Consider the following 22,424-nt stretch of genomic DNA (forward strand, 5'->3'; position numbering starts at 1 on the left):
CGCAGAAATGGAGCTCCGCTCATGGACAGCCCCCGACCCGCCCCCTCGTTCGTCGTCCCCGCCATCGACATCTCCCCGTATGTCAACGCCGGCACCGGCGCCCCGAACGACACCGACAGTGACCGGGCCCGGGTGGCGCGTGAGATCGACGAGGCGTGCTCGACGGTCGGGTTCATCCAGATCCTCGGCCACGGCATCCCGGCGGAGGTCGCCGACGGGTTGGCGTCGGCGATCGACGACTTCTTCGCGCTGCCCCTCGAGGAGAAGAAGGACTACATCTCACCCCCGGAGATCAACCGCGGCTACACCGCACCCAAGTCCGAGCAGCTGAGTCTGAGCCTGGGGGTCGAATCGTCGACCCGGATGAACGACTTCTTCGAGGCGTTCAACATCGGCGCGACGGCCGCCGACTATCCGCAGGCCGATCCGGCGGTGCTGGCCGGCAACGACTACGCCGACAACATCTGGCCCGCGGGGATCGACGGGTTCGACACCCGCACCCGCGCGTGGTTCGCCCATGCGGGGAAGGTCGCTCGCGTGCTGACCCGAATCTTCGCCGACGCCCTGGAGCTCCCCGCCGACTTCTTCGCCCGCTTCACCGATCACTCCCTGGACGTGTTGCGGATGAACAACTACGCGCTCCCGCCGGGCGAGGTCGTGCTGGACGGCGACCTTGTCGGGATGGGCGAGCACACCGACTACGGCATCGTCACGGTGCTGTGGGCCGACCAGGTCCGCGGCCTGCAGGTGCTCGCGGCGGACGGCTCGTGGAACGACGTCTCCCCCTTGCCGGGGGCGCTGCTGGTCAACTTGGGTGACCTGACCAACCGGTGGACCAACGAGCGGTGGACGTCGACGCTGCACCGGGTGAAGCCGCCGATCGTGGACGGCACCATCAAGCGCCGCCGCTCGGCCGCGTTCTTCCACGACGGCAACATCGACGCGGTCATCGCCGCGCTGCCGACCTGCGTCGACGCCGAGCACCCGCAGCTCTACGCGCCGGTCACCGTCGGGGAGCACATCCAGGCGAAGCTCAACGGCTCCCGCGCCGGGGTTCTCAACGCCGCGGGTACCGAACGCGAAGCCGCCCGCGTCACCTCCGCCGCCACCGCCTGAAGCACGCCGCTGCCCGACCTCGCCGCTGTCCGACCCCGCCGCTGCCCGACCTGGCGGCTCCCGGTCCGCGGCGAGGTCACCCGGCGAGGCGCGCACCGGGTCCGGTGCGCGCGTAGCTCCGTCCGGTCTCGCCGGGCCCGTTCGATGCGCGTCCGTGGCAGGGCCCCGTGCTGTCCGTGACTCGGTCCGAGCGTGCCGGGCCCGGTCAACGCCCGTCCGTGCCCGGGAGCGGTGCAGCCGGGCCCAGTGCCTCGGCGTCGGCGGCCGCCCGGTGCGCGATCTGCCGCACGAGTTCGAGCCTGCCCACCCTGCAGGCTCGGCATACCCGTATTCGTAGGGCACACGGCCGGCGTGGCCCGCCCCACCGTCCACCCCACCCCACGCCGGCCCCTCCCGTACGAGAGGCGCACCATGCCGGACGTCACCGCGAGATCGGTGGGCGTCCGATGAGGTGCGGCTTCACCCTGTCGCCGAAGAGGGCGTCGATCGACTTCGCACCCACCACCGCATCAACCGGTGCGGTGAATCGACGGACGACGAGCCGCAACTTCACCGTCTCGCCCGAGAGGGAAAGGAGTGTTCTGGAGTTCGGCGCCCACCGCAGCCCACGCCGGCCCCTCCCGTACGAGAGGCGCACCGTGCCGGACGTCACCGCGAGGTCGATCGACGCCCGATGAGGTGCTGCTTCACGTTGTCGCCGAAGAGGGCGTCAGTCGACTTCGCACCCACAGCAGCAGAAAGGCCCGGACAACGGATGCCCGGGCCTTTCCACACTTCATCCAGCGACTACAGCGCCAACAGCTGACGCACCTTCTGATCGATCCGCCCCACCACGTTGGCCCGGGCCTCCTCGGCGGAGTCGGCCTCCAGCGCCGCGGCGGCGAGCGCCCGGCACCAGTCCATCGTGTGCTTGCTCAGCATGTACCGGGCGGTGGCGACCGCGGCCGGCGACATGGACAGCGACGACACACCGAAGCCGGCCAGCACCAGCGCCATCAGCGGATCGGCGGCGGACTCACCGCAGACCCCGACGGGAGTGCCCGACTTGGTCCCGGCCGCGGCGACGCGCGCCACGAGCTCGAGCACGGCCGGCTGCCACGGATTGAGCAGGTCGGCCAGTTCACCGCGGAGCCGGTCGGCGGCCATCGTGTACTGGGCGAGGTCGTTGGTGCCGATCGACACGAAGTCGACGACCTCGACGATCTGTTCGGCCCGCACCGCGGCCGACGGCACCTCGATCATCACGCCGACGGTCCTGATGCCGGCGGCGCGTGCCTGGTCGGCGAACGCCTGGGCCTCGGCCTTGGTGGCGATCATCGGAGCCATCACCCACGGGTAGATGCCGGTCTCCTCCTGGGCGTCGGCGAGCGCACCCAGCTGGGTCTCCATCAGCGCCGGGGTGATCCGGCCGAGCCGGTACCCACGGACCCCGAGGGCGGGGTTCTCCTCGTCCGGCTGGGTGGCGAAGGCCAGCGGCTTGTCCGCGCCGGCGTCCAGCGTGCGGACGACGACCTTGCGGCCCTCGAACGCCCGCAGCACCTCGGCGTAGGTCTTCGCCTGGCCCTCCCGCGGCGGCGCGTCCTGCGAGTCCAGGAACAGCACCTCGGTGCGGAACAGGCCGACACCCTCGTTGGCCCGCTTCGCGGCCCGCTTGGCGTCCTCGACCTGGCCGATGTTGGCCAGCAGCTGCACCGGGTAGCCGTCGGAGGTCGCGCCGGGGGCGGTGTTGTCCTCCAGCGACCGGAGCAGCTCCGACCGGTCGGTGAACAGCTGCCGGGTCTCCTGCGAGGGGTCCAGTTCGATGGTGCCGGCGGCGGCGTCGACGGCGACCTGCTGGCCGTCCTTGAGCGCCATCACGCCGGTCACCCGGACCACGCACGGGATGCCGTGCTGGCCGGCGATGATCGCGGTGTGCGACGTCGGACCACCGAGTTCGGTGACCACGGCGAGCACCTTGGCCAGGTCCAGCGCCGCGGTGTCGGCCGGCGCGAGGTCCTCGGCGACGATGACCGACGGCACCGACAGGTCCGGCATCTCCGGCTCCGCGAGGCCCATCAGCCGCGCGAGCACCCGGCCCCGCACGCTGCGCAGGTCGGTGACCCGCTCGGCGAGGTAGTCGCCGAGCGACTTGAACATGTCACAGAAGCCCTCGACCGAGCGGTCCACCGCGGTGAGCGTCGGCTCACCACCGTCGATCCGCTTGAGGATGTCCTTGATGAGGGCCTTGTCCTCGGCCATCAGCGCGGTCGCCGACAGCACGGTGGCCAACGTCCCCGACGACTCGGCGGCCCGCTCCCGCAGGCCGGTGGCCACGGCCACGAAGGCGGCGGTCACGTCGGCCTTGGCCTTGTCCTTGTCGGCGGGCGGCTTCTCGTCGGACGGTGGCTTGGGCACCGAGGAGACCCGCGCGACCGGGCCGGCGACGGCCCCACGGCCGACCCCGACTCCCTGCAACACGGTCCCGGCGGTCACACCGGCCTCCGCCGTCGTCCCGGCCGTCATTACTCGGCGTCCAGGTCTCTGGCCAGCAGGTCGACCAGGCCGTCCAGGGCCTCGTCGGCGCCGTCACCCTCGGCCTCGAGGGTGACCTCCTCGCCGTGCCCGACGCCGAGCGCCATGACCATCAGGATGCTGGAGGCGTCCATCGGCGGCTGACCGGCCTTGGCGATGGTGACGTCGAGTCCGGTGGCGGCGACGGCCTGGGTGAACAGCGACGCGGGACGGGCGTGCAGTCCGACGCTGGATCCGATCGCAACAGTTCTCGTGGGCATGGACTCTCTCTTTCGCGAGGTTCGTCAGGTGGTGTTCGAGCGTGTCGTACCGCTGCTCGGGTGCGGCCGGAGGTGCCGCCGTCGCGGGGTGGACCGCGCGTGCGGTCCACCCCGGGAGACGACGGTCACACCCTATGCTGCGACCGCGACGCTCTTCTCGTCGGCCGCCAGGGTCTTGCGCTGCTTGTTGCTCATCAGCAGCACGACGAGGGCGGCGGTGATGAGCGTGCCGATGACCAGCGCCAGCAGGAACAGGAACGGGCTGGTGATCAGCGGGGTGACCCAGATGCCACCGTGCGGGGCCCGCACGCCGGACCCGAAGGCCATGATCAGCGCGCCGGTGACGCCGCCGCCGACCATCGAGGACGGGATGACCACCAGCGGGTGCGCCGCCGCGAACGGGATGGCGCCCTCGGAGATGAAGGACAGCCCGAGCAGCCAGGCGGCCTTGCCGTTCTCGCGCTCCACCGGGGTGAAGAGCTTGCTGCGCACGGTGGTGGCCAGGGCCATGCCCAGCGGCGGCACCATGCCCGAGCCCATGACCGCGGCCATGATCTGGAACTGGATGGTGTTGCCCGACGCCGCCGCGGCGGAGGCCAGGCCGGTGGTGGCGAAGACGTAGGCGGTCTTGTTGAGCGGGCCACCGAGGTCGAAGCACATCATCAGGCCGAGGATGAGGCCCAGGACCACGGCGCTGCCGGTCCCCAGACCCTGCAGCCAGGTGGTCAGGCTGTCCAGGATCCACTTGAGCGGACGGCCGAGGATCAGGATCATCACCAGGCCGGTGATGAGGGTGGCCAGCAGCGGTGTGACCACGACCGGCATCACGCCGCGCACGCCCTTGGCGACCTTCCACCCGGAGATCCACCGGGCCAGGAAACCGGCCAGGAAACCGGTGACGAGCGCACCCAGGAAGCCGGCCCCGACGAGACCGGCGACCGCACCACCGGCGAAGCCGGGGACGAGGCCGGGCCGGTCGGCGATGGCGTAGGCGATGTAGCCGGAGAGCGCGGGCAGCAGGAAGGCGAAGGTCAACTGACCGAGCGTCAGCAGCAGCGCACCCCAGTAGCGGTGGTCGCCCCACTGGAAGTCGGTGGCCACCATGGCCTGGCTGATGCCGCCCGACTCGGGTGCCAGCGCGATCTCCCAGCCACCGATCATGAAGCCGAGGGCGATGAGGATGCCACCGGCCGCGACGAACGGGATCATGTACGACACGCCGGTCATCAGGTACTGCCGGATGCGGCTGCCACCGCGCACCGGCTCCGGCCGCGCGGCCGGGTGCGGTGTGGCGGCGGCGACGGAGGTGGCCGCGGCCTGCGGGTTGGCGCGGGCGGCCTCGACGGCGGCGACCGCCTGGGCGATGACGCCCTTCGCGTCGTGCACGCCCTTCTTGACGCCGACGTCGACGGTGGGCTTGCCGGCGAACCGCTCCTTGTCACGGACCTCCAGGTCCGCGGCGAAGATGACGGCGTCGGCCTCGGCGATCAGCTCGGGATCGAGCGGGATGGTGCCCGCCGAGCCCTGCGTCTCGACGACCATCTCGTGACCCTGGGCCTTGGCCTCCTGCTCGAGGGCCTCGGCGGCCATGTAGGTGTGCGCGATCCCCGTCGGACACGAGGAGACCCCGACGAACTTCATGAGACGACGACCTCTCGGGACACGATGTCGGCGACTTCCTGGGCGTCGGCGGCGTTGAGCAGCGACGACCGGAAGGAGTCGTGCACCAGCCGGCGGGCCAGCGAGGCCAGGATCTTCAGGTGCTCGGAGCCGCCGCTGGCGGGCGCCGCGATGAGGAAGATCAGGTTTGCGGGGCCGTCGGGGGCACCGAAGTCCACGCCCGCCGGGACGCGGCCGACCGCCAGGCTCGGCACGGTGACGTGCTCGGAGCGGGCGTGCGGGAGGCCGACGCCGCCGGGCATGCCGGTGGCCATCTGCGCCTCGCGGGCCCGCACGTCGGCGTGGAAGCCGTCGGCGTCGGTCACGCGACCGGCGGCAGCCATCAGGTTGATGAGCTGGCGGGTGACGTCGTCGCGGTCGGTGCCGGTCAGATCGATGCCCACGAGTTCGGGGGTGATCAGCGGAGTGCTCATACGTGTAGCTCCTTCAGTGGTAGGGCTGAGTCGGGTTCGGCCACGACGGTCACCGCGGCCCGGTCGATCTGCTCGGGGCCGGGAGCGGCGCTCCCGGGTAGTAGGACAGCCGCGCGTCCCCAGGCGATGGCTGTACGGAGGGCATCCGCGGGGTCGTGGTCGGGGTCGGCGGCGACGCTGAGGTAGCCGGCCAGGGTGGTGTCGCCGGCTCCGACGGTGGAGAGCGGCGTCAGGGGCGGGCCCGCGGCCCACCACGTGTGCGTGGCGGTCACGAGCAGGGCGCCGGCCGCTCCGAGGCTGACCAGGGCGGTGTCGATGGCGCCGTGCGGTCCGCCGGCCATGACCTCGCGGGCGCCGTCGACGACCTCACCGACGGTGGTCAGCTCGCGGCCGAGGAGGTCACCGAGTTCCTCCTCGTTGGGCTTGATCAGGGTCATCCCACCGGCCGCCGCGGCGGCGGCGAACGGCTCCCCGGACGTGTCCAACGCGAACCGCACCCCCTTGGACGTGGCCCGGTCGGCGACCTGGACGTAGAAGTCGGCGCCGACCCCGGCCGGGAGACTACCGGCTCCGACGACCCAGCTGACGTCGCCGCTCAGGTGCGTGTCGACCGCGGCGAGCAGCGCCTCGCGCTCGTCGCCGGACAGGGTGGGGCCGGGTGCGTTGATCTTGGTGGTCTCCCCCGCCGCGTCGACCAGGGTGATGTTGCTGCGGATCGTGCCCGCGATCGGGACGGGTTCGACCGCAACGTGTCTGGCGGCGAGCTCGGAGGTCAGCAGCGCGCCGTCGGGACCACCGGCCGGGAACACCGCGACGGTGTCGACCCCGTGCAGCACGAACGCCCGCGAGATGTTGATGCCCTTGCCGCCGGCGTCCAGGTGCGCACGCAGCGCCCGGTTGACCTCGCCGACCTCGAGCTCGGCGACGTCCAGTGCCCGGTCGACGCTGGGATTGGGGGTCACGGTCAGGATCATGCGCGCACCACTCTCGGGCCGGCGACCTCGATGTCCGACGCGGTCTCCGCGTCGAGATCGCTGTCGGTGATGATGGTGTCGACCTCGTCCAGGCCCGACACCCGGGCGAACTCGGTGCGTCCGAACTTGCTGTGGTCGGCGAGCACGACGGTGCGCCGGGCGGCTCGGGCGAGCGCCCGTTTGACCTGCGCCTCACCGAGATCCGGCGTGGTCAGGCCACGCTCGGTGGTGATGCCGTTGATCCCGAGGAAGGCGACGTCGACGCTGACGTCGGCGATGTTGCGCAACGCCCAGTCGCCGACGGCGGCCAACGTGATGCCCCGGACGATGCCGCCGAGCAGGTGCAGCGTGATGTTGGCGTAACCGGCCAGAGCCGAGGCGACCGGCAGCGAATGGGTGACGACGGTGAACTTCCGGTCAGTGGGCAGCAGGCTGGCCAGCCGGACCGTCGTCGTGCCGGCGTCGAGGATCAGCGAGCCACCGTCCGGGAGTTCGTCGAGCGCGGCCTTGCCGATGCGGTCCTTCTCGGCGGAGAACTGGTTCTCCCGCATGGCGACGTTAGGTTCGAAGCCGAAGCGCTCCACCGGCATCGCGCCGCCGTGCACACGCCGCAGCACGCCGAGACGCTCCAGGGCGGTCAGATCGCGGCGCACGGTCTCCGGGGTGACGTCCATCCGGGTGGCCAGCGCGAGGACCTCCACACGGCCCAGCGACCGTGCGGCCTGCAGGATCTGCGCCTGCCGCTCCGCTGCGTACACCCCGACTCCGTCGTCTGTGCGTGTGTGGCACCTCGAGTGCCACCGACCGTCCGTGCGCAGGTCATCGTCCGCGTGATGTCTGCTTGTTTTTGTTTAGTCCCGTTCATGTGGGAAGTCAACGCGAATACGGTCCGGATCACTCGTTCGGCGTATCCACTGGCTCACCCAGCGCTTCGTTGGTCATTGTCTACCCAGACGGCAGGTTCGGCGCGTCAGCCGCCGACCCGATCGGGCGGTGCGGACGGGGCGCAGCGCGGCCGCTCAGCGCGACACGGCCCGCCCGATGATGACGCTCATGATCTCGTTGGTGCCTTCGAGGATCTGGTGCACCCGCAGGTCGCGCACGATCTTCTCGATGCCGTACTCGGAGAGGTAGCCGTAGCCGCCGTGCAGCTGCAACGCGCGGTTGGCCACCTCGAACCCCACGTCGGTGACGAACTTCTTGGCCATCGCGGCCAGCTCGACCTGACGGGGATCGCGGGAGTCCAGCGCGGCTGCCGCGCGCCACAGCAGCAACCGGGCCGCCTCCAACTGGGTGGCCATGTCGGCGAGCGCGAACTGCAGGGCCTGAAACGAGGTCAGATCACTGCCGAAGGCCCGCCGCTGCTTCATGTAGGCGACGGCCCGGTCGAACGCCGCCTGCGCACCGCCGAGTGAGCACGCGGCGATGTTGATGCGACCGCCGTTCAGTCCGCGCATGGCCAGCCGGAAGCCGTCGCCCTCGCCGCCGAGCCGGTTCGCCGCCGGCACCAGGACCTCGTCCAGGATGACCTGCCGGGTCGGCTGGGCACGCCACCCCATCTTGGCCTCGTTCGGCCCGAACGACAGGCCGGGCATGTCCTTCTCCACCACGAACGCCGAGATGCCGTGCGAGCCCTCGTTGCTCGTGCGGGCCATCACGATGTAGACGTCGGTCGCGCCGGCGCCGGAGATGAACTGCTTCACCCCGGTGAGGACGTAGCCGTCGTCGGTGGGGACGGCGCGGGTGGTCAGGTTGCCGGCGTCCGACCCGACCCCGGGTTCGGTGAGGCAGTAGCTGCCCAGGTCCTCCATCGAGCACAGTCGCGGCAACCAACGGGCCCGTTGCTCGACCGTGCCGTGGGCGTCGATCATCCAGCCGACCATGTTGTGGATCGACAGGTACGCCGCGACCGTCGGACATCCCGTCGACAGCGTCTCGAAGATGAGCGCGGCGTCGACGCGGCTCAGCGCCGAGCCACCGTGCTCCTCGGCGATGTAGATGCCACCGAGACCGAGATCGGCGCTCCTGCGGAGGGTCTCGACCGGGAAGTGCTTCTCGGCGTCCCACCGGAGGGCGTGTGGGGCGATCTCCCGATCGGAGAAGTCCCGGCAGGCCTCCACGATCGCCCGCTGGTCGTCGGTCATGTCGAACATCGCCGCGCCGTCCTCTCCGTCCGTCCGCTCGCCGTCGAGCTCGCGACGGATTCGACAGTGGTTCCGATACTCGGACATCCTACTGCTTGACGACATGGAAGGCGCCGGCCTATTGGAATACCCCCGTCGGAGGCGCCGTTGACCCCGACATGACCGTGCCGCTCTCCGTCCTCGAACTCTCCCCCGTCGCGAAAGCCGCCGGTGCGGCAGGCGGCGCCGAAGCCCTGCGCCACACCACCGAGTTGGCGCGCCGGACCGAGGAGTTCGGCTACCGGCGGTTCTGGGTGGCCGAGCACCACAACATGCCCGGTATCGCCAGCTCCTCGCCGGCGGTGCTGCTGGCCCACCTGGCCGCGCACACGAGCACGATCTCGCTGGGGTCCGGTGGGGTCATGCTGCCCAACCACGCCCCGCTGGTGATCGCCGAGCAGTTCGGAATGCTCGCCGCTCTGCACCCCGGCCGGATCGACCTCGGGATCGGCCGCGCTCCGGGCGCCGACCAGCGCACGGCGATGGCCCTGCGCCGGACGGTGGAGGGGCTGTCGGCGGAGGACTTCCCGCAGGAACTGGCCGAGGTCATCGGCATGCTGGACGGTGACCCGGCCCGGTTGATGGCCGTGCCGCAGGCCGAGACGCCGCCGCAGATCTGGCTTCTCGGGTCGAGCGGCTACAGCGCCCAGCTCGCCGGCCACCTCGGGCTGCCGTTCTCCTTCGCGCACCACTTCTCCAGCCGCAACACCGAGCCGGCGTTGGCGTTGTACCGCGAGAGCTTCCAGCCGTCCCGCTGGCTGTCGGCGCCGCACGCGATGGTGGCGGTGAACGCCGTGGCGGCCGACACCGACGAGCACGCCGCCTATCTGGCCAAGCCCGGACTGCTGTCGTTCCTGCGGCTGCGGTCGGGCCGCCCCCAGGCGATGGACTCCCCCGCCGTCGCGGCGGAGTACGAGTTCGACGCCTTCGAGGAGGACTTCGCGGCCGAGCGCCGGGTGGGCCAGGCCCTCGGGTCGCCGGACACCGTCCGGCGTCAACTCGGCGAGCTGCTCGAGCGCACCCGGGCCGACGAGCTGATGATCACCTCGCAGGTCTACGACATCGAGGACCGGGTGCGGTCGTACGAGTTGATCGCCAAGATCGCCGCCGACGGCTTCTGAGCACGCCGCGTGCCGCCGGTCCGCCGACGTCGTCGGCGGGCCGCGCCGTCTAGGGTCGGCGGGTGGATCTTGTGGAGCGGTTGCGTACGGGTGAAGGCGGCTTCCTCTGCTTCGGGATCACCCCGCCGAGGGCCTCGGCGGCGCCCGACGACCTCCGCCGCATCGCGGACGCGACGGCGGGCCGCCTGCGGTCGCTGGATCCGGACGGCGTCGTCCTCTACGACATCCTCGACGAACAGGACCGCAACCCGGCCGAGCGGCCGTTCCCGTTCCGGTCGACCCTCGATCCGGGTGACTACCTGACCGGCCACCTCACCGGCTGGCGGAAGCCGGCGGTCGTGTACCGCGCGGTCGGCAAGCACACCCAGTCCGACCTGCGCACCTGGATGCAGGACCAGCCCGTCGACCGGGTCGCGACGGTGCTGGTGGGCGCGTCCTCCCGGCAGCGTCCCGGCCTCACGTCGTTGCCGCGCGCCCACGAACTGCGGCGACAGGTGCGGCCCGACCTCGTCACCGGCGCCGTCGCGATCCCCGAGCGCCACGACGACCGGGGGGACGAGCACCTCCGGATGCTGGACAAGCAGGACGCCGGGTGCTCGTTCTTCGTCAGCCAGGTCCTCTACAACGCCGACGCCGCCAAGAACCTCGTGTCGGACTACCGGGACGAGTGCGACGCCCGTGGGGTGGCGCCGCGCCCCGTCGTCTGGACGCTGTCGGTCTGCGGGTCGCTGAAGACACTCGAGTTCCTGGGCTGGCTCGGCGTCCACGTGCCACGGTGGATGCAGCGCGATCTGCACCGCTCGGACGACACGCTGGCGGCGTCGATGACCCACGCCCGCGTCGTCGGACTCGACATCCTCACCTACTGCCGGCGTCTGGGGGTACCGGTGGGGATCAACGTCGAGAGCGTCTCCACCCGCCGGGTGGAGATCGAGGCGGCCATCCAGCTGGCGACGGTGCTGCGGTCGGTTCTCGACGACTGACGCCGTGAGCCGACGGGCTCCGCCCTGACCCGGCGGCGCTCTGGTGGCGGTCCCGACCCGCCGGACGGGAACTGCACCCGTCCGGGGTCAGGGTCGGGCCGCCCGGGAGCACGCGGGTCAGAAGTCCATGCCACCGCCGAAGTCGCCACCGAAATCGCCGCCACCGAAATCGCCCCCGCCGAAGTCCCCGCCGTAGTCGCCGCCGCCGGTGTCGCCGTAGTCCCCACCGGTGTCGGCCGCACCGTCGTAGCCACTCCCGTCACCGGCATCACCGCCGCCGTCGCCTGCTCCGCCGTCGCCGCCGTCACTCGCGCCGTCCGCGTACCCGTCGGCGTAGGCGTTGCCGGCCATCCCGCCGAAGAGCGCGCTGGTGAGCATGAACGCACCGACTCCCCAGGCGCCGGCCACCAGCGCGGGCTTCCACCACGGCTCGGAGTACCAACCGCGGGGCACCGGCCGTCCCGCGACCATGCCGCCGGGGTAGAAGTTGCGGGCCGTCGACGTGGCCTCCGGCGAGGCCTCGTACTCACGTCCCTCGACCTCGACCCGCCGCTGCTCGGTGACCGCGCCGGCCTGTGCCTGCCCGGGGATGGGCGGCAGCTCGGGACCGGGATCCAGGCCGAGCGTCGTACGGGCGGCGGCGATGTAGTACAGACCCTCGTAGGCGGTCTGCTGGGCGAGCCGGTACTGCTGCACGGTGGTCGCCTGTTCGACCTGTGACCCAGCGGCGGTGAACCGCTCCGAGGCATCGGCGATGGCCTGCTTGGCCGCGGCGTTCCCGCCGGCGTCCAACGAGTAGACCTGACCACCGAGTCGCTCCACCCAGCGGCGGGCCTCCGCCGCGGCGTCGGCCAGGGTGTTCCTGCTGTCGGAACTGCGGGACCGTGCCAGGTAGACACCACCGAGCACGATCACCGCGATGACGGCGATCCAGAACAGGGTCACGGGTGGGGCCTTTCGATTCGTCGGGTACGGGCGGGGCTGTCCGCCCGACGTCTCGTCCCTACCCGTCGCGGCGACCAGCCGACACCCGGTCAACGCCCCGGGACGGGGCGATGGTTCCCCGACCACACCGACCGCCGCCCATCGCCGCCGCCGGCCGCACCGAACGCGTCGACCGCGGCCACCGCGCCGACCCCGCCGACCGCTGCGCCGACCGCGATCGATCAGCGGCGCCGCCGCCGGGTTCCGGTGACGCTGCGGCCCAGCGCGCCGCCGACGGCGGTCCCCAGCGACTTCCAGAACGCCTTCACCGCCGGGTTCTGCGCGAGTTCGCCGAACAGGCCGCCCTCCTCCGGCGCCGGGTCGGGAACCCGGTTCGGCGCGGGCCGGTCGGTGGGTGCCGGCGTCGGCGTCGGTGTCGGTGCAGGTGCAGGTGCAGGTGCGGGCGGCGGGGCGAGACGGGCGGTGAGCATCTCGTAGGCGGAGTCGCGGTCGACCGCGGTGGCGTACGTCGCCCGCAACGGCGACGCGGCGACGGCGGCGGTGACCTGGTCGGCCGGCGCGGGCCCCATCAGCGACCGGGGTGCTCGGATCCGGGTCCAGGCGACGGGTGTCGGTGCCCCGGACTCGGAGAGCACGGTGACGATGGCCTCCCCCGTACCCAGGCTGGTCAACGCGGTGGCCAGGTCGTAGTCCGTCGTCGTCGGGTACGTCTTGACCGTGGTGGCCAACGCCTCCTGGTCCTGCGGGGTGAACGCGCGCAGCGCGTGCTGGACGCGGGCACCGAGCTGCGACAGCACCCCGGCGGGCACGTCGGTGGGCAGCTGGGTGCAGAAGAACACACCGACGCCCTTGCTCCGGATGAGCTTCACCGTCTGCTGCACCGCGGTCAGGAAGGCCTTGGACGCGTCGGCGAAGAGCAGGTGCGCCTCGTCGAAGAGGAACACCAGGCGGGGCCGGTCCGGGTCGCCGGCCTCGGGCAGCTGCTCGAACAGCTCCGACAGCAGCCACATCAGGAACGTCGACAGCAGCGCCGGCCGGGTCTGCACGAGCCGCGCGTCCAGCAGCGAGATCACCCCGCGCCCGTCGATCACCCGCATCAGATCGGCGACGTCGAGCTGCGGCTCGCCGAAGAAGACGTCACCGCCGTCGGCGTCGAGGTTGGCCAGCGCCCGCAGGATCACGCCGGCGGTGGCCTTCGACACCCCGCCGAGTCCCTCGAGATCGGCCTTCCCGGCCGCGCTGGTGAGGTGCATGATCACCGACCGCAGGTCCTTCAGGTCCAGCAGCGGCAGGTGCTGGTCGTCGGCCCAGTGGAAGATGAGCCCGAGCGTCGATTCCTGGGTGCCGTTCAGGTCGAGGACCTTCGACAGCAGGATCGGCCCGAAGCTGTCGATGCTGGCCCGGACCGGGATGGCGGTGCCCTGACCGGCGATCGACAGGTACTCGACCGGACAGGACGAGCCCTGCCAGCTGTCGCCCGTCTCGGCGGCACGGGTGGTGATGCGGTCGTCGGCGGTGCCCGCGACGGCCAACCCGGTCAGGTCACCCTTGACGTCGGGCATGAAGACGGGGACGCCGGCCGCCGACAGCTGCTCGGCGATGAGCTGCAGCGTCTTCGTCTTCCCGGTGCCGGTAGCGCCGGCGACGAGGCCGTGCCGGTTGAACATCGCCAGCGGGACGGACACCTGCGCGTGCGGATCGACCCGGCCGTCGACGACCACGGCGCCGAGGGTGACCGCGGCACCCTCGCTGCGGTAACCGTCGGCGATGCGCCGGGTGGCCTCGGCGGACGTGGCCGCGGGGCCTGCGGTGGTGGGGTCCGTCATGGGTCTTCCGCCTCCCGGGCCGCTCGGGGCGTCGCCGGCCACGCCAGGCAGCCTAGCCATCCGTCGTCGCCGCCCACGGTGTGCGGGCGAACGCGCCGGTCTCGTCCCGAATGGGCCAGTCCCGGCGCACTAGCATTCGTCGGATGAACGACAGGCTGGTGTGGATCGACTGCGAGATGACCGGGCTCGATCTGAAGAAGGACGCGCTGATCGAGATCGCGGCCCTCGTGACCGACTCCGATCTCAACATCCTCGGCGACGGTGTGGACATCGTGATCCACGCCGACGACGAGGCGCTGGCCGGGATGCCGGAGGTGGTGGTGGCGATGCACGCCGCGTCGGGACTGACCGAGGAGGTGCGGCGGTCCACGGTGACCCTGCGGGAGGCCGAGGAGCAGGTGCTCGCCTACATCCGCGAGTTCGTCCCCGATCCGCGGACGGCGCCGCTGGCCGGCAACTCCATCGGGACCGACCGCGGCTACATCTCCCGCGACATGCCGGAACTGGACGAGCATCTGCACTACCGGATGATCGACGTGTCGTCGATCAAGGAGCTGTGCCGGCGCTGGTACCCGCGCATCTACTTCGCCCAGCCCGCGAAGGGCATGGCGCACCGGGCGCTGGCCGACATCAAGGAGTCCATCCGGGAGCTGGCCTACTACCGGCAGACCGCGTTCGTCGCCGCCCCCGGGCCGACCAGCGAGGAAGCCCAGGCGGTGGCCGCGACCCTGCTCGCGGCCGACGGGATGGCCTGACCGGTTCGGAGCACGGCTTCCGTTCGGGTAAGCTGATCCCCGGTCGTTTCGGCGGCCAGCATGGCGGTCGTAGCTCAGCTGGTAGAGCACTGGCTTGTGGTGCCGGTGGTCGCGGGTTCAAGTCCCGTCGATCGCCCCATGCAGTGGTTGGCAGTACCGGTATCCGACAGGGCCGTGTCAGCGAGGTCGCCTCGCGGCACGGCCCTGTTCCCGTTTCCGGCCCCGGCCGGGTGTCGAGAGGCCCACCGATGCAGACCGCGCTCGAGGTGACCGTCATCGCCGGCGGTGCGATCGCCACCGTCGACGCCGGCGACACCGAGTACGCCGATGGCCATCTCGTCCTGCAGGGCAACCGGATCGTGGCGGTGGGCCCCGGGCCCGCGCCCGCCGAGTGGCTGCGGGTGGCCACCCGCACCATCGACGGGCGGGGCACCCTGAGCACCCCCGGCCTGGTGAACACCCACCACCACCTCTACCAGTGGATCACCCGCGGCTACGCCCAGAACAGCGGCCTGTTCGGCTGGCTGACCACGCTGTACCCGGTGTGGGAGCGGCTCGACGAGGAGGCGGTGCACGCCGCCGCCGCAGCCAACCTCGGCTGGTTGTCGCTGTCGGGCTGCACCCTGACCACCGACCACCACTACGTCTTCCCGCGCGACGGCGGCGATCTGCTCGCCGCCGAGATCCGCGGTGCCCGCGACGTCGGCATCCGCTTCCACCCCACCCGCGGCTCCATGGACCTCGGACGGTCGGCGGGCGGGCTGCCGCCGGACTCGGTCGTCGAGGACACCGAGAAGGCCCTGCTGGCCACCGAACTGGCCATCACCACCTGGCACGACCCGAGCCCTGATGCGATGCTGCAGATCGGCGTCGCCCCGTGTTCGCCGTTCTCGGTCACCGCGGAGCTGATGACCGGTGCCGCCGAACTCGCCCGCCGCCACGGCGTGCGGCTGCACACGCACCTGTGCGAGACGCGCGACGAGAACGACTTCTGCCTCGAGACCTTCGGCCGCACCCCGGTCGACTACATCGCCGACCTGGGCTGGCTGGGTCCGGACGTCTGGTTCGCCCACAGCGTGTGGCCGTCGGAGCGCGACATCGCCACCTTCGCGGCCACGGGGACGTCGGTGGCGCACTGCCCGACGTCCAACGGCCGACTGGGCTCGGGGATCGCCCCGGTCGCGGACATGCTGGCCGCCGGCGTGCAGGTCGGCCTGGGCGTCGACGGTGCCGCCTCCAACGAGTCCGGCCGCCTCGTCGAGGAACCGCACCAGGCGTTGCTCGTGGCCCGCCTCCGCGGCGGTCCCGAGGCCATGACCGCGCGACAGGCGTTGCGGATGGCCACCTTCGGCGGCGCCCAGGTGCTGGGTCGCTCCGCCGACCTGGGCTCGCTGGAGGTCGGCAAGCTCGCCGACGTCGCCGTCTGGCGGGTCGACGACCTGGGCTCGGTGGACATCGCCGACCCGGTGTGCGCCGTGGTGTTCGGCTCCCGGCAGCCGCTGCGGCTGCTGGTCGTCGACGGTGTGCCGGTGGTGGAGCACGACACGCTCCAACGGGTCGACGCCGAGGCCCTCGCGCGCCGGTCCGGGACGGCCGCCCGGCGGCTGGCCGCACGCTGAGTCCCTCCCACCACCGCGGATCCGGCGCTCCGGGCGGCCTCTCGACGTACAGGGTCTGCTGGTCTGGGTCGGATCGACCAGCACCCGCGGTGGCACCCCGCCCTACCTCGCGCCGTACTTCGCGGCCAAGGCCGCCGAGGACTCCCTGGCCGTGAGCTACGCCGCCGAGCTCGCGCGGTTCGGCATCGAGACCACCATCGTGGTGCCCGGGTCCTTCACCACCGGCACTGAACACTTCGCGCATGCCGGACATCCCGCCGACGCCGAGGTCGCCGCCGCCTACGACGAGCGCTACGCGGGGTTGACGGCCCAGATCGGAGCCGGACTGGCAGAGCTCGCCCCGCCCGACGCCGACCCGGCCGAGGTCGCGCGGGTCATCGTCGCCGCCGTGGACGCTCCTCGCGGTGCGCGCCCCTACAGGGTCCACGTCGACCCCGCCGACGACGGCGCGGAGGTCGTCAACGAGGTCGGTGACCGGGTGCGCCGGGAGTTCTACGACCGCATCGGGCTGGCCGATCTGCTGACCGCGCGCATCCGCTGAGCGTCGACGGGCGCACCGCCCGCGAACGAGGTGACGTGCGCGCCGCCGGCACCGTCACCGGATGGCCGGACGAGGTGCACCCGCCCGGCCCCCGCGACGGTGGCGGAACCGTCGAGGGCGACCTGCAGCACGGTGTCCTCGTCCAGGGCCATCCCACTCCCGACCTGTCCGCCGGCCACCGCGGCGACAAGGCGTCCGAGGGTGCCCCATTGGGCGGCGTGCACGTCCACCGCGAACGGCACCAGGCCCAGACCGTCCACCACGGTGACCTCGTCCAGGTCTTCACCGGCGTCCTCGGGGCAGACCGGGACCCCCCGATCACGCCAGCCGCCGACCACGGCGCGGTCCGCAGCCACCGCGGCGCCGGCCGAGAATCCCGCGTAGGGCACACCCGCGGCCACCTGCGCACGGATGAGATCGCCTGCGGGGGCGAGAGACTCCGCATACGCCGGCGTCAGCCCGCCGCAGATCAGCAGGCCGTGCGCCGCCGCCACGATCGATCGTCGCTCGTCGGACAGCGGCGACCCCGACGGGATCAGGACCGGCACCGGTGTGCAGGCCGCCGTCCGCACCAGCACGTCGGCCCACCGCTGGACCTGTTCCGCGCCGTCCCCCTCGTCGATGACGACGCACGCGATCCTCGGCGCTTCACCGGCCGCCCGTTCGGCTGCGCGCCACAGGAACGGCCCCCACAGCGCATCCCGGTGCGCGTCCGACCAACCACCACCGACGAGGAAGATCCCAGGCTCCATGCCGCAGAGTCTGCCCGAGGCACCGGTGGAGGTCCGGGGCGACTCCGCCGTCGCCGCCCCGCTCCCCGTCGGTCCCCGACGGCGAGCGGCAGCGACCCGGATGCGTCGGTTGCCCGGCGGCTCGGGCTGCGTTCCGCCCTGCGCCGGAAGGCCGGGGAACCACCGGCCGACCGTCCTGCCTGAGCTGGGGGCTTCACCTGCACCGGCCGGCGGGCGTGGCGGGGCGATCACCCTCCGGACCTCCGTGCGACCGGCGGTTCGCCTACTGTCCACCACCCGCAGCCGGAGTCGACCGGGCAGGCAGGTCACGACCCGGAGGGGCCGCTGATCAGCCCTTGCGCTGCGCCCGGTAGGCACTCGCGGTCATCCCGTGCACCGCCCGGAACTGACGCGCGAAGTAGAACGAATCGGAGTACCCGGCTGCGGTGGCGACGGCGACGACCGGGCGGTCGGTGGTGTCCAGCAGTTCGCGGGCCACCGCCATCCGCAGCTGCGTCTGGTACTGGTGCACCGCGCAGCCGGTCTGTCGGCGGAACAGAGCGGCGAAGTGGGAGGTCGAGAACCCGGCCTGCGCCGCGAGTTCCGCCACGGCGACTCGTTCCGACAGGTGGGCGCGGATGTGCGCCCGCGCCTGTTCCACCGCGGTGGTCCCCGCGGTCACCGGACGCCCGGCCTCGGTCGGTCCGGCAGCCAGCAGCGCCAGGAGGTTCCAGGCCGCGCCGGATGCGGCGATCAGGTTGCGGCGGGTCTCGTCGCGCTCCATCCGATCGAGGATGTCGCGGACCAGCGCGACCATCTCGTCGAAGTCGTGGGTTCCGGAGACCGGGCGTTCCGCGGTGAGCCGGGTCGCCCGGAGCAACTCCGGCACGTCGGCGCCGGCCACGTGCAGCCACCAGATCGTCCAGGGATCGTCCGGATCGGCCGCATAGCTGTGCGGCCGGTGGGCCGGTAGCACCACCACCTGACGGGGCCAGACCCGATGTTCGGCGCCGTCGACCGTCACCGCACCGAGACCCGACGAGCACAGGATCACCACCGTCTGGGGAACACCGTCCGGTCGTGTCATCCCGTGCTGCGCGGCGTGCGGGAAGTGGCCGGCGTCGGTGACCAGGAGCCGGCCCGTGAGGGGCGCCGACAGCGCCTGACCGACCGCGGGCCGTGGCAGCACCCGCAGTCGTTGACCGGGGAACCCGTCGGCGATGAGCACCCACCGATACTGCGCGGTGATCGTCGTTTCGTCCAGCTATCTCAGCGGATCGGACATTCACCGCCGCCTCCACCCGTCGCTACGGTTGCGCCATGCTCAACGACGACGCAATCGGTGACGAGTCCCGCCTGGTGTTGCCGCCGCGGCCCGGTCACCTCGACGGGGTCGGCGTCGCCGCCTGGTCCGAGCCCGTGGACATCGACACCTATCTGCCGGCGGCGCCGGACCGCTACCCCGCGTTCCTCGAGAACCGTGTCTACCAGGGGTCGTCCGGGCGGGTGTACCCGTTGCCGTTCTGCGAGCGCATCGATCCAGTCAAGCGACCCCACCGCTGGCAGGCCGTGCACCTGGAGAACCGCTTCGTCCGGTTGATGATCCTGCCGGAGCTGGGCGGCCGGATCCACGTCGGCCTGGACCGGATCACCGGTTACGACTTCTTCTACCGCAACAACGTCATCAAACCGGCGCTGGTGGGACTCGCCGGGCCGTGGATCGCGGGAGGGGTGGAGTTCAACTGGCCGCAACACCACCGGCCGGCCACCTTCCTGCCCACCGACGTGTCCATCGAGGCCGACGACGACGGCAGTGTGACCGTCTGGTGCTCCGACCACGATCCGATGGCCCGGATGAAGGGAATGCACGGCATCCGGCTCCGGCCGGACAGTTCGGTCATCGAGGTGCGGGTGCGCCTGTACAACCGGACGGAGCAGCGGCAGACCTTCCTGTGGTGGGCCAACGTCGCCGCCGCCGTGCACGAGGACTACCAGTCGTTCTTCCCCACCGACGTCACGCACGTCGCCGACCACGCCAAGCGTGCGGTCACCACCTTCCCGCGGGCCACCGGCCGGTACTACGGAGTCGACTACGCCGCCCGCGCCGCCGATCCGGCGTCCCCGGACGCGGACCGGCTGGACTGGTACTGCAACATCCCGGTGCCCACGTCCTACATGGTGACCGGTACCGCGGACGACTTCTTCGGTGGTTACGACCACCGCGCCGGCGCGGGCTTCGTGCACTGGGCGGACCGGCACGTCGCGCCCGGCAAGAAGCAGTGGACCTGGGGCAACGCACCGTTCGGCTGGGCGTGGGATGCGAACCTCACCGACGGCGACGGCCCCTACGTCGAGTTGATGGCGGGCGCCTACACCGACAACCAGCCCGACTTCAGCTTCCTCGCGCCCGGGGAGACGAAGATCTTCAGCCAGTTCTGGTACCCGATCCAGGGCATCGGACCGGTGTCGCAGGCCACCCGGGACGCCGCGGTGAGCCTGACCCGGGTCGCGACGGCCGGCAGCGCGCGGTGTCTCGTCGGCGTCGCGGTGACCGCGGACCGTCCCGACGCGGTGGTCAGCCTGCGTGACACCGACGGCGCGGTCCGGTGGAGCGAGGCGGCGGCACTGTCCGTGGGCGCGGGCTTCGTCCGGGAGGTGGAGCTGTCCGGGTTGTCCGCGGACGCGGACCTCGAGGTGGTGGTCACGGCCGGCGGCGTCGAGCTGGTGTCGTGGCGGCCGGCACCGGGTACGCCGGTCCCGGCACCGGTGCTGGCCACCGAGCCGCCGGTCCCGGGCGACATCGTCTCCAACGACGAGCTCTACCTGACCGGGTTGCACCTCGAGCAGTACCGTCACGCCACCCGGTTGCCCGAGCCGTACTGGGCCGAAGCGGTGCGTCGCGACCCGGGCGACATCCGCAGCAACGTCGCCCTCGGCGCCCGGTTGCACGACGCCGGTCGCTACGACGAGGCGCTGCCCTACTTCGAGCGCGCCGTGACCCGGTCCGTCGCCCGCAACCCGAACCCGGCGGACGGCACCGCGCACTACCGGTGGGGTGTCACCCTGGCCCATCTGGGGCGGACGACGGAGGCCTACGAGGCCCTCAGCACCGCTGCCTGGTGTCCTGGCTGGCAGTCCGCCGCGCACACCGCGCTGGCCCGGCTGGACGCCCGGGCCGGCCGGTGTCAGGAGGCCCTGGACCATGCGCGCTCGGCCCTGCGCACGGAGGCCGACCATCTGCAGGCGATGGCGCTGGCCGTGCTCCTGCTGCGCCGGCTCGGTCGAGCGGCGGAAGCCGACGAGCTGCTGGCGGCGGCGCGGGCGCTGGACCCGCTGGACGTCTGGACCGCCCATCTCGCCGGGCGGATGATCACCGACGACCCGCAGACCCGGCTCGACGTGGCACTGGAGTACGCCGCCGCCGGGTTCTTCGACGAGGCTCTCGCCGTCCTCGACTCGGCGGTCGACGGCAGTGCGCGCCTCGCTGCGGGGCAGACCGGCGTCGCGCCTCTGGTGCACTACCACCGCGCGGTCCTGCTGGACGTGACCGGACGGCCCGATGCGGCCGCCGACGCCCGCGCCGCCGCGCGGGCCGCCGACGCCCGGTGGTGCCTCCCGTCCCGGCTCTCCGATGTCGATGCGCTGCTCGCGGCCACCGCCGCCGAGCCCGACGACGGGCTGGCCCGGCTGCTGCTCGGCAGCTGGTTCTACGACCGCCGCCAGTACGACGTGGCACTCGAGCACTGGTCGGCATCGGCGGCCGCCCGACCGGCCGATCCGGTGGTGCACCGCAACCTCGGCCTCGCCGCGTACAACGTGTCCGCCGACACCGCAGCGGCGGTCGCTTCCTACGGGCGGGCCCTGGAGCAGGCGCCGGACGACGACCGCCTCTGGTACGAGTCCGACCAGCTCGCCGAGATCACCGGCGTCGCGCCGGCGGAACGGCTGCGGCGTCTCCAATCCCGCCGTGACATCGTGTCCCGCCGGGACGATCTCACCGTCGTGCTGGCCCGGCTGCTGGTGGCCGCGGAGCGCGCCGACGAGGCGTGGGAGCTGATCGCCGGTCGACGGTTCCAGCCGTGGGAGGGCGGTGAGGGACAGGTGCTCGCCGCCTGGGACCAGGCGGTCCTGGCCCAGGCCGACCGGGCGCTGGACGCAGGCGACCCGACGGCGGCGGTCGATCATCTGCGGACGGCGTTCCGACCGCCCTCGTCCCTGGGTGAGGCGCCGCACCTGCTGGCCAACCGCTCGCACCTGGAGCTCGCACTCGGAGACGCACTCACCGCGGCCGGCGACCCGGCGGGCGGAGCGGCCGCCTGGCGCCGCGCCGCCGACTTCACCGGCGACTTCCAGCAGATGGCCACCCATCCGTACAGTGAGATGACCTTCTACTCGGCTCTGGCGTGTCTGCGTCTCGGGGAGCGTGACCGCGCGGCCGCGCTGACCGGGGCGCTCGACGCCTACCGACGCGACCTGGTCGACACCCCGCCGGTGGTCGACTATTTCGCGACGTCGCTGCCCAGCCTGCTGCTGTTCGTCCAGGATCCCGAGCTCCGGCAGCAGGCGGCGGTCGCGTTGCTCACCGCCCAGGTCCGCGCGCTGTGGTCGCTGATCCGCAACGGCCACGCCGAGGTGGTCGCGCTGTCCGACGACCAGACCATGTCCTACCACTGGCGTTACCTGGGCTCGTCATCCCGGCTCGCCGGCCGTCTCGAGGTCCCCGTGCCCTGACCGGGCGTCCCGTCCCCGATCGAGCGGGCACCACC

At 72.0% G+C, this 22,424-nt stretch carries 17 protein-coding genes, 1 tRNA gene and 1 pseudogene; 8 read left to right on the plus strand and 11 right to left on the minus strand.

Annotated features, from left to right (window positions below; genetic code table 11):
• The first annotated feature begins 21 nt into the window (after positions 1–21).
• Positions 22–1,116: an isopenicillin N synthase family dioxygenase gene (locus tag DB033_RS06305; RefSeq protein ID WP_111765929.1), complete on the plus strand. Its 1,095-nt coding sequence runs from the start codon at positions 22–24 to the stop codon at positions 1,114–1,116.
• Between the two features lie 786 nt (positions 1,117–1,902).
• Here DB033_RS06305 and ptsP read toward each other — a convergent pair.
• From ptsP to DB033_RS06340, 7 genes are all read right to left on the minus strand, one after another.
• The gene (gene ptsP / locus DB033_RS06310; protein ID WP_111765930.1) at positions 1,903–3,618 is read right to left on the minus strand and encodes a phosphoenolpyruvate--protein phosphotransferase; all 1,716 of its coding nucleotides are present in this window, start codon (positions 3,616–3,618) and stop codon (positions 1,903–1,905) included.
• Positions 3,618–3,887 carry an HPr family phosphocarrier protein gene (locus DB033_RS06315; RefSeq protein ID WP_111765931.1) on the minus strand — a complete coding sequence of 90 codons (270 nt, stop codon included), beginning with the start codon at positions 3,885–3,887 and terminating at the stop codon, positions 3,618–3,620. The genes ptsP and DB033_RS06315 overlap by 1 nt, the downstream gene beginning before the upstream one ends.
• Before the next feature lie 132 nt (positions 3,888–4,019).
• On the minus strand, positions 4,020–5,528 hold the full coding sequence (locus DB033_RS06320; protein WP_111765932.1) for a PTS fructose transporter subunit IIC: 1,509 nt from the start codon (positions 5,526–5,528) through the stop codon (positions 4,020–4,022).
• Positions 5,525–5,980: a PTS sugar transporter subunit IIA gene (locus tag DB033_RS06325; RefSeq protein ID WP_111765933.1), complete on the minus strand. Its 456-nt coding sequence runs from the start codon at positions 5,978–5,980 to the stop codon at positions 5,525–5,527. The genes DB033_RS06320 and DB033_RS06325 overlap by 4 nt, the downstream gene beginning before the upstream one ends.
• Entirely contained in the window at positions 5,977–6,954 is a 978-nt protein-coding gene (locus tag DB033_RS06330) for a 1-phosphofructokinase family hexose kinase (RefSeq protein ID WP_111765934.1), read from the minus strand. The genes DB033_RS06325 and DB033_RS06330 overlap by 4 nt, the downstream gene beginning before the upstream one ends.
• Positions 6,951–7,712 (minus strand): DeoR/GlpR family DNA-binding transcription regulator, encoded by a 762-nt coding sequence (locus DB033_RS06335; RefSeq protein WP_111765935.1) that lies wholly within the window; start codon positions 7,710–7,712, stop codon positions 6,951–6,953. The genes DB033_RS06330 and DB033_RS06335 overlap by 4 nt, the downstream gene beginning before the upstream one ends.
• Before the next feature lie 261 nt (positions 7,713–7,973).
• Positions 7,974–9,107: an acyl-CoA dehydrogenase family protein gene (locus DB033_RS06340; protein WP_111765936.1), complete on the minus strand. Its 1,134-nt coding sequence runs from the start codon at positions 9,105–9,107 to the stop codon at positions 7,974–7,976.
• Positions 9,108–9,256: 149 nt separating this feature from the next.
• On the opposite strand from DB033_RS06340, the gene DB033_RS06345 reads away from it, so the two are divergent.
• Both DB033_RS06345 and DB033_RS06350 read left to right on the plus strand, forming a co-directional pair.
• Positions 9,257–10,258 (plus strand): LLM class flavin-dependent oxidoreductase, encoded by a 1,002-nt coding sequence (locus tag DB033_RS06345; RefSeq protein ID WP_111765937.1) that lies wholly within the window; start codon positions 9,257–9,259, stop codon positions 10,256–10,258.
• 62 nt (positions 10,259–10,320) lie between these two features.
• A complete protein-coding gene (locus tag DB033_RS06350; RefSeq protein WP_111765938.1) occupies positions 10,321–11,241 on the plus strand; it encodes a methylenetetrahydrofolate reductase in 921 nt (306 codons plus the stop codon).
• A gap of 117 nt (positions 11,242–11,358) precedes the next feature.
• Here DB033_RS06350 and DB033_RS06355 read toward each other — a convergent pair whose 3' ends face one another.
• Together DB033_RS06355 and DB033_RS06360 are read right to left on the minus strand one after the other, a co-directional pair.
• Positions 11,359–12,186: a hypothetical protein gene (locus tag DB033_RS06355; RefSeq protein WP_111765939.1), complete on the minus strand. Its 828-nt coding sequence runs from the start codon at positions 12,184–12,186 to the stop codon at positions 11,359–11,361.
• A gap of 221 nt (positions 12,187–12,407) precedes the next feature.
• A complete protein-coding gene (locus tag DB033_RS06360) occupies positions 12,408–14,012 on the minus strand; it encodes a helicase HerA-like domain-containing protein (RefSeq protein ID WP_205843681.1) in 1,605 nt (534 codons plus the stop codon).
• Between the two features lie 143 nt (positions 14,013–14,155).
• On the opposite strand from DB033_RS06360, the gene orn reads away from it, so the two are divergent.
• The 4 genes and pseudogenes from orn to DB033_RS06380 all read left to right on the plus strand — a co-directional run.
• Complete coding sequence (orn, locus tag DB033_RS06365; protein ID WP_111765941.1) at positions 14,156–14,767, plus strand: oligoribonuclease; 612 nt, start codon at positions 14,156–14,158, stop codon at positions 14,765–14,767.
• A gap of 63 nt (positions 14,768–14,830) precedes the next feature.
• A tRNA-His gene (locus tag DB033_RS06370) sits at positions 14,831–14,906 on the plus strand.
• A gap of 109 nt (positions 14,907–15,015) precedes the next feature.
• Positions 15,016–16,386 carry an 8-oxoguanine deaminase gene (locus DB033_RS06375; RefSeq protein WP_111765942.1) on the plus strand — a complete coding sequence of 457 codons (1,371 nt, stop codon included), beginning with the start codon at positions 15,016–15,018 and terminating at the stop codon, positions 16,384–16,386.
• Between the two features lie 13 nt (positions 16,387–16,399).
• Positions 16,400–16,927, plus strand: a pseudogene (locus DB033_RS06380) (Rossmann-fold NAD(P)-binding domain-containing protein); the annotation flags it as partial.
• Here the strand turns inward: DB033_RS06380 and DB033_RS06385 are convergent.
• Both DB033_RS06385 and DB033_RS06390 read right to left on the minus strand, forming a co-directional pair.
• Positions 16,879–17,679, minus strand: a complete 801-nt coding sequence (locus DB033_RS06385; RefSeq protein ID WP_111765943.1) for a Type 1 glutamine amidotransferase-like domain-containing protein — start codon at positions 17,677–17,679, stop codon at positions 16,879–16,881. The pseudogene DB033_RS06380 and the gene DB033_RS06385 overlap by 49 nt on opposite strands.
• A gap of 328 nt (positions 17,680–18,007) precedes the next feature.
• Positions 18,008–18,886 carry an AraC family transcriptional regulator gene (locus tag DB033_RS06390; protein WP_111765944.1) on the minus strand — a complete coding sequence of 293 codons (879 nt, stop codon included), beginning with the start codon at positions 18,884–18,886 and terminating at the stop codon, positions 18,008–18,010.
• Positions 18,887–18,978: 92 nt separating this feature from the next.
• Between DB033_RS06390 and DB033_RS06395 the strand changes: the two genes are divergently transcribed.
• A complete protein-coding gene (locus DB033_RS06395; RefSeq protein WP_111765945.1) occupies positions 18,979–22,389 on the plus strand; it encodes a DUF5107 domain-containing protein in 3,411 nt (1,136 codons plus the stop codon).
• The last annotated feature ends 35 nt before the right edge of the window (positions 22,390–22,424 follow it).

Origin of the sequence: Nakamurella deserti (genome assembly GCF_003260015.1) — a bacterium.
GTDB lineage: Bacteria > Actinomycetota > Actinomycetes > Mycobacteriales > Nakamurellaceae > Nakamurella > Nakamurella deserti.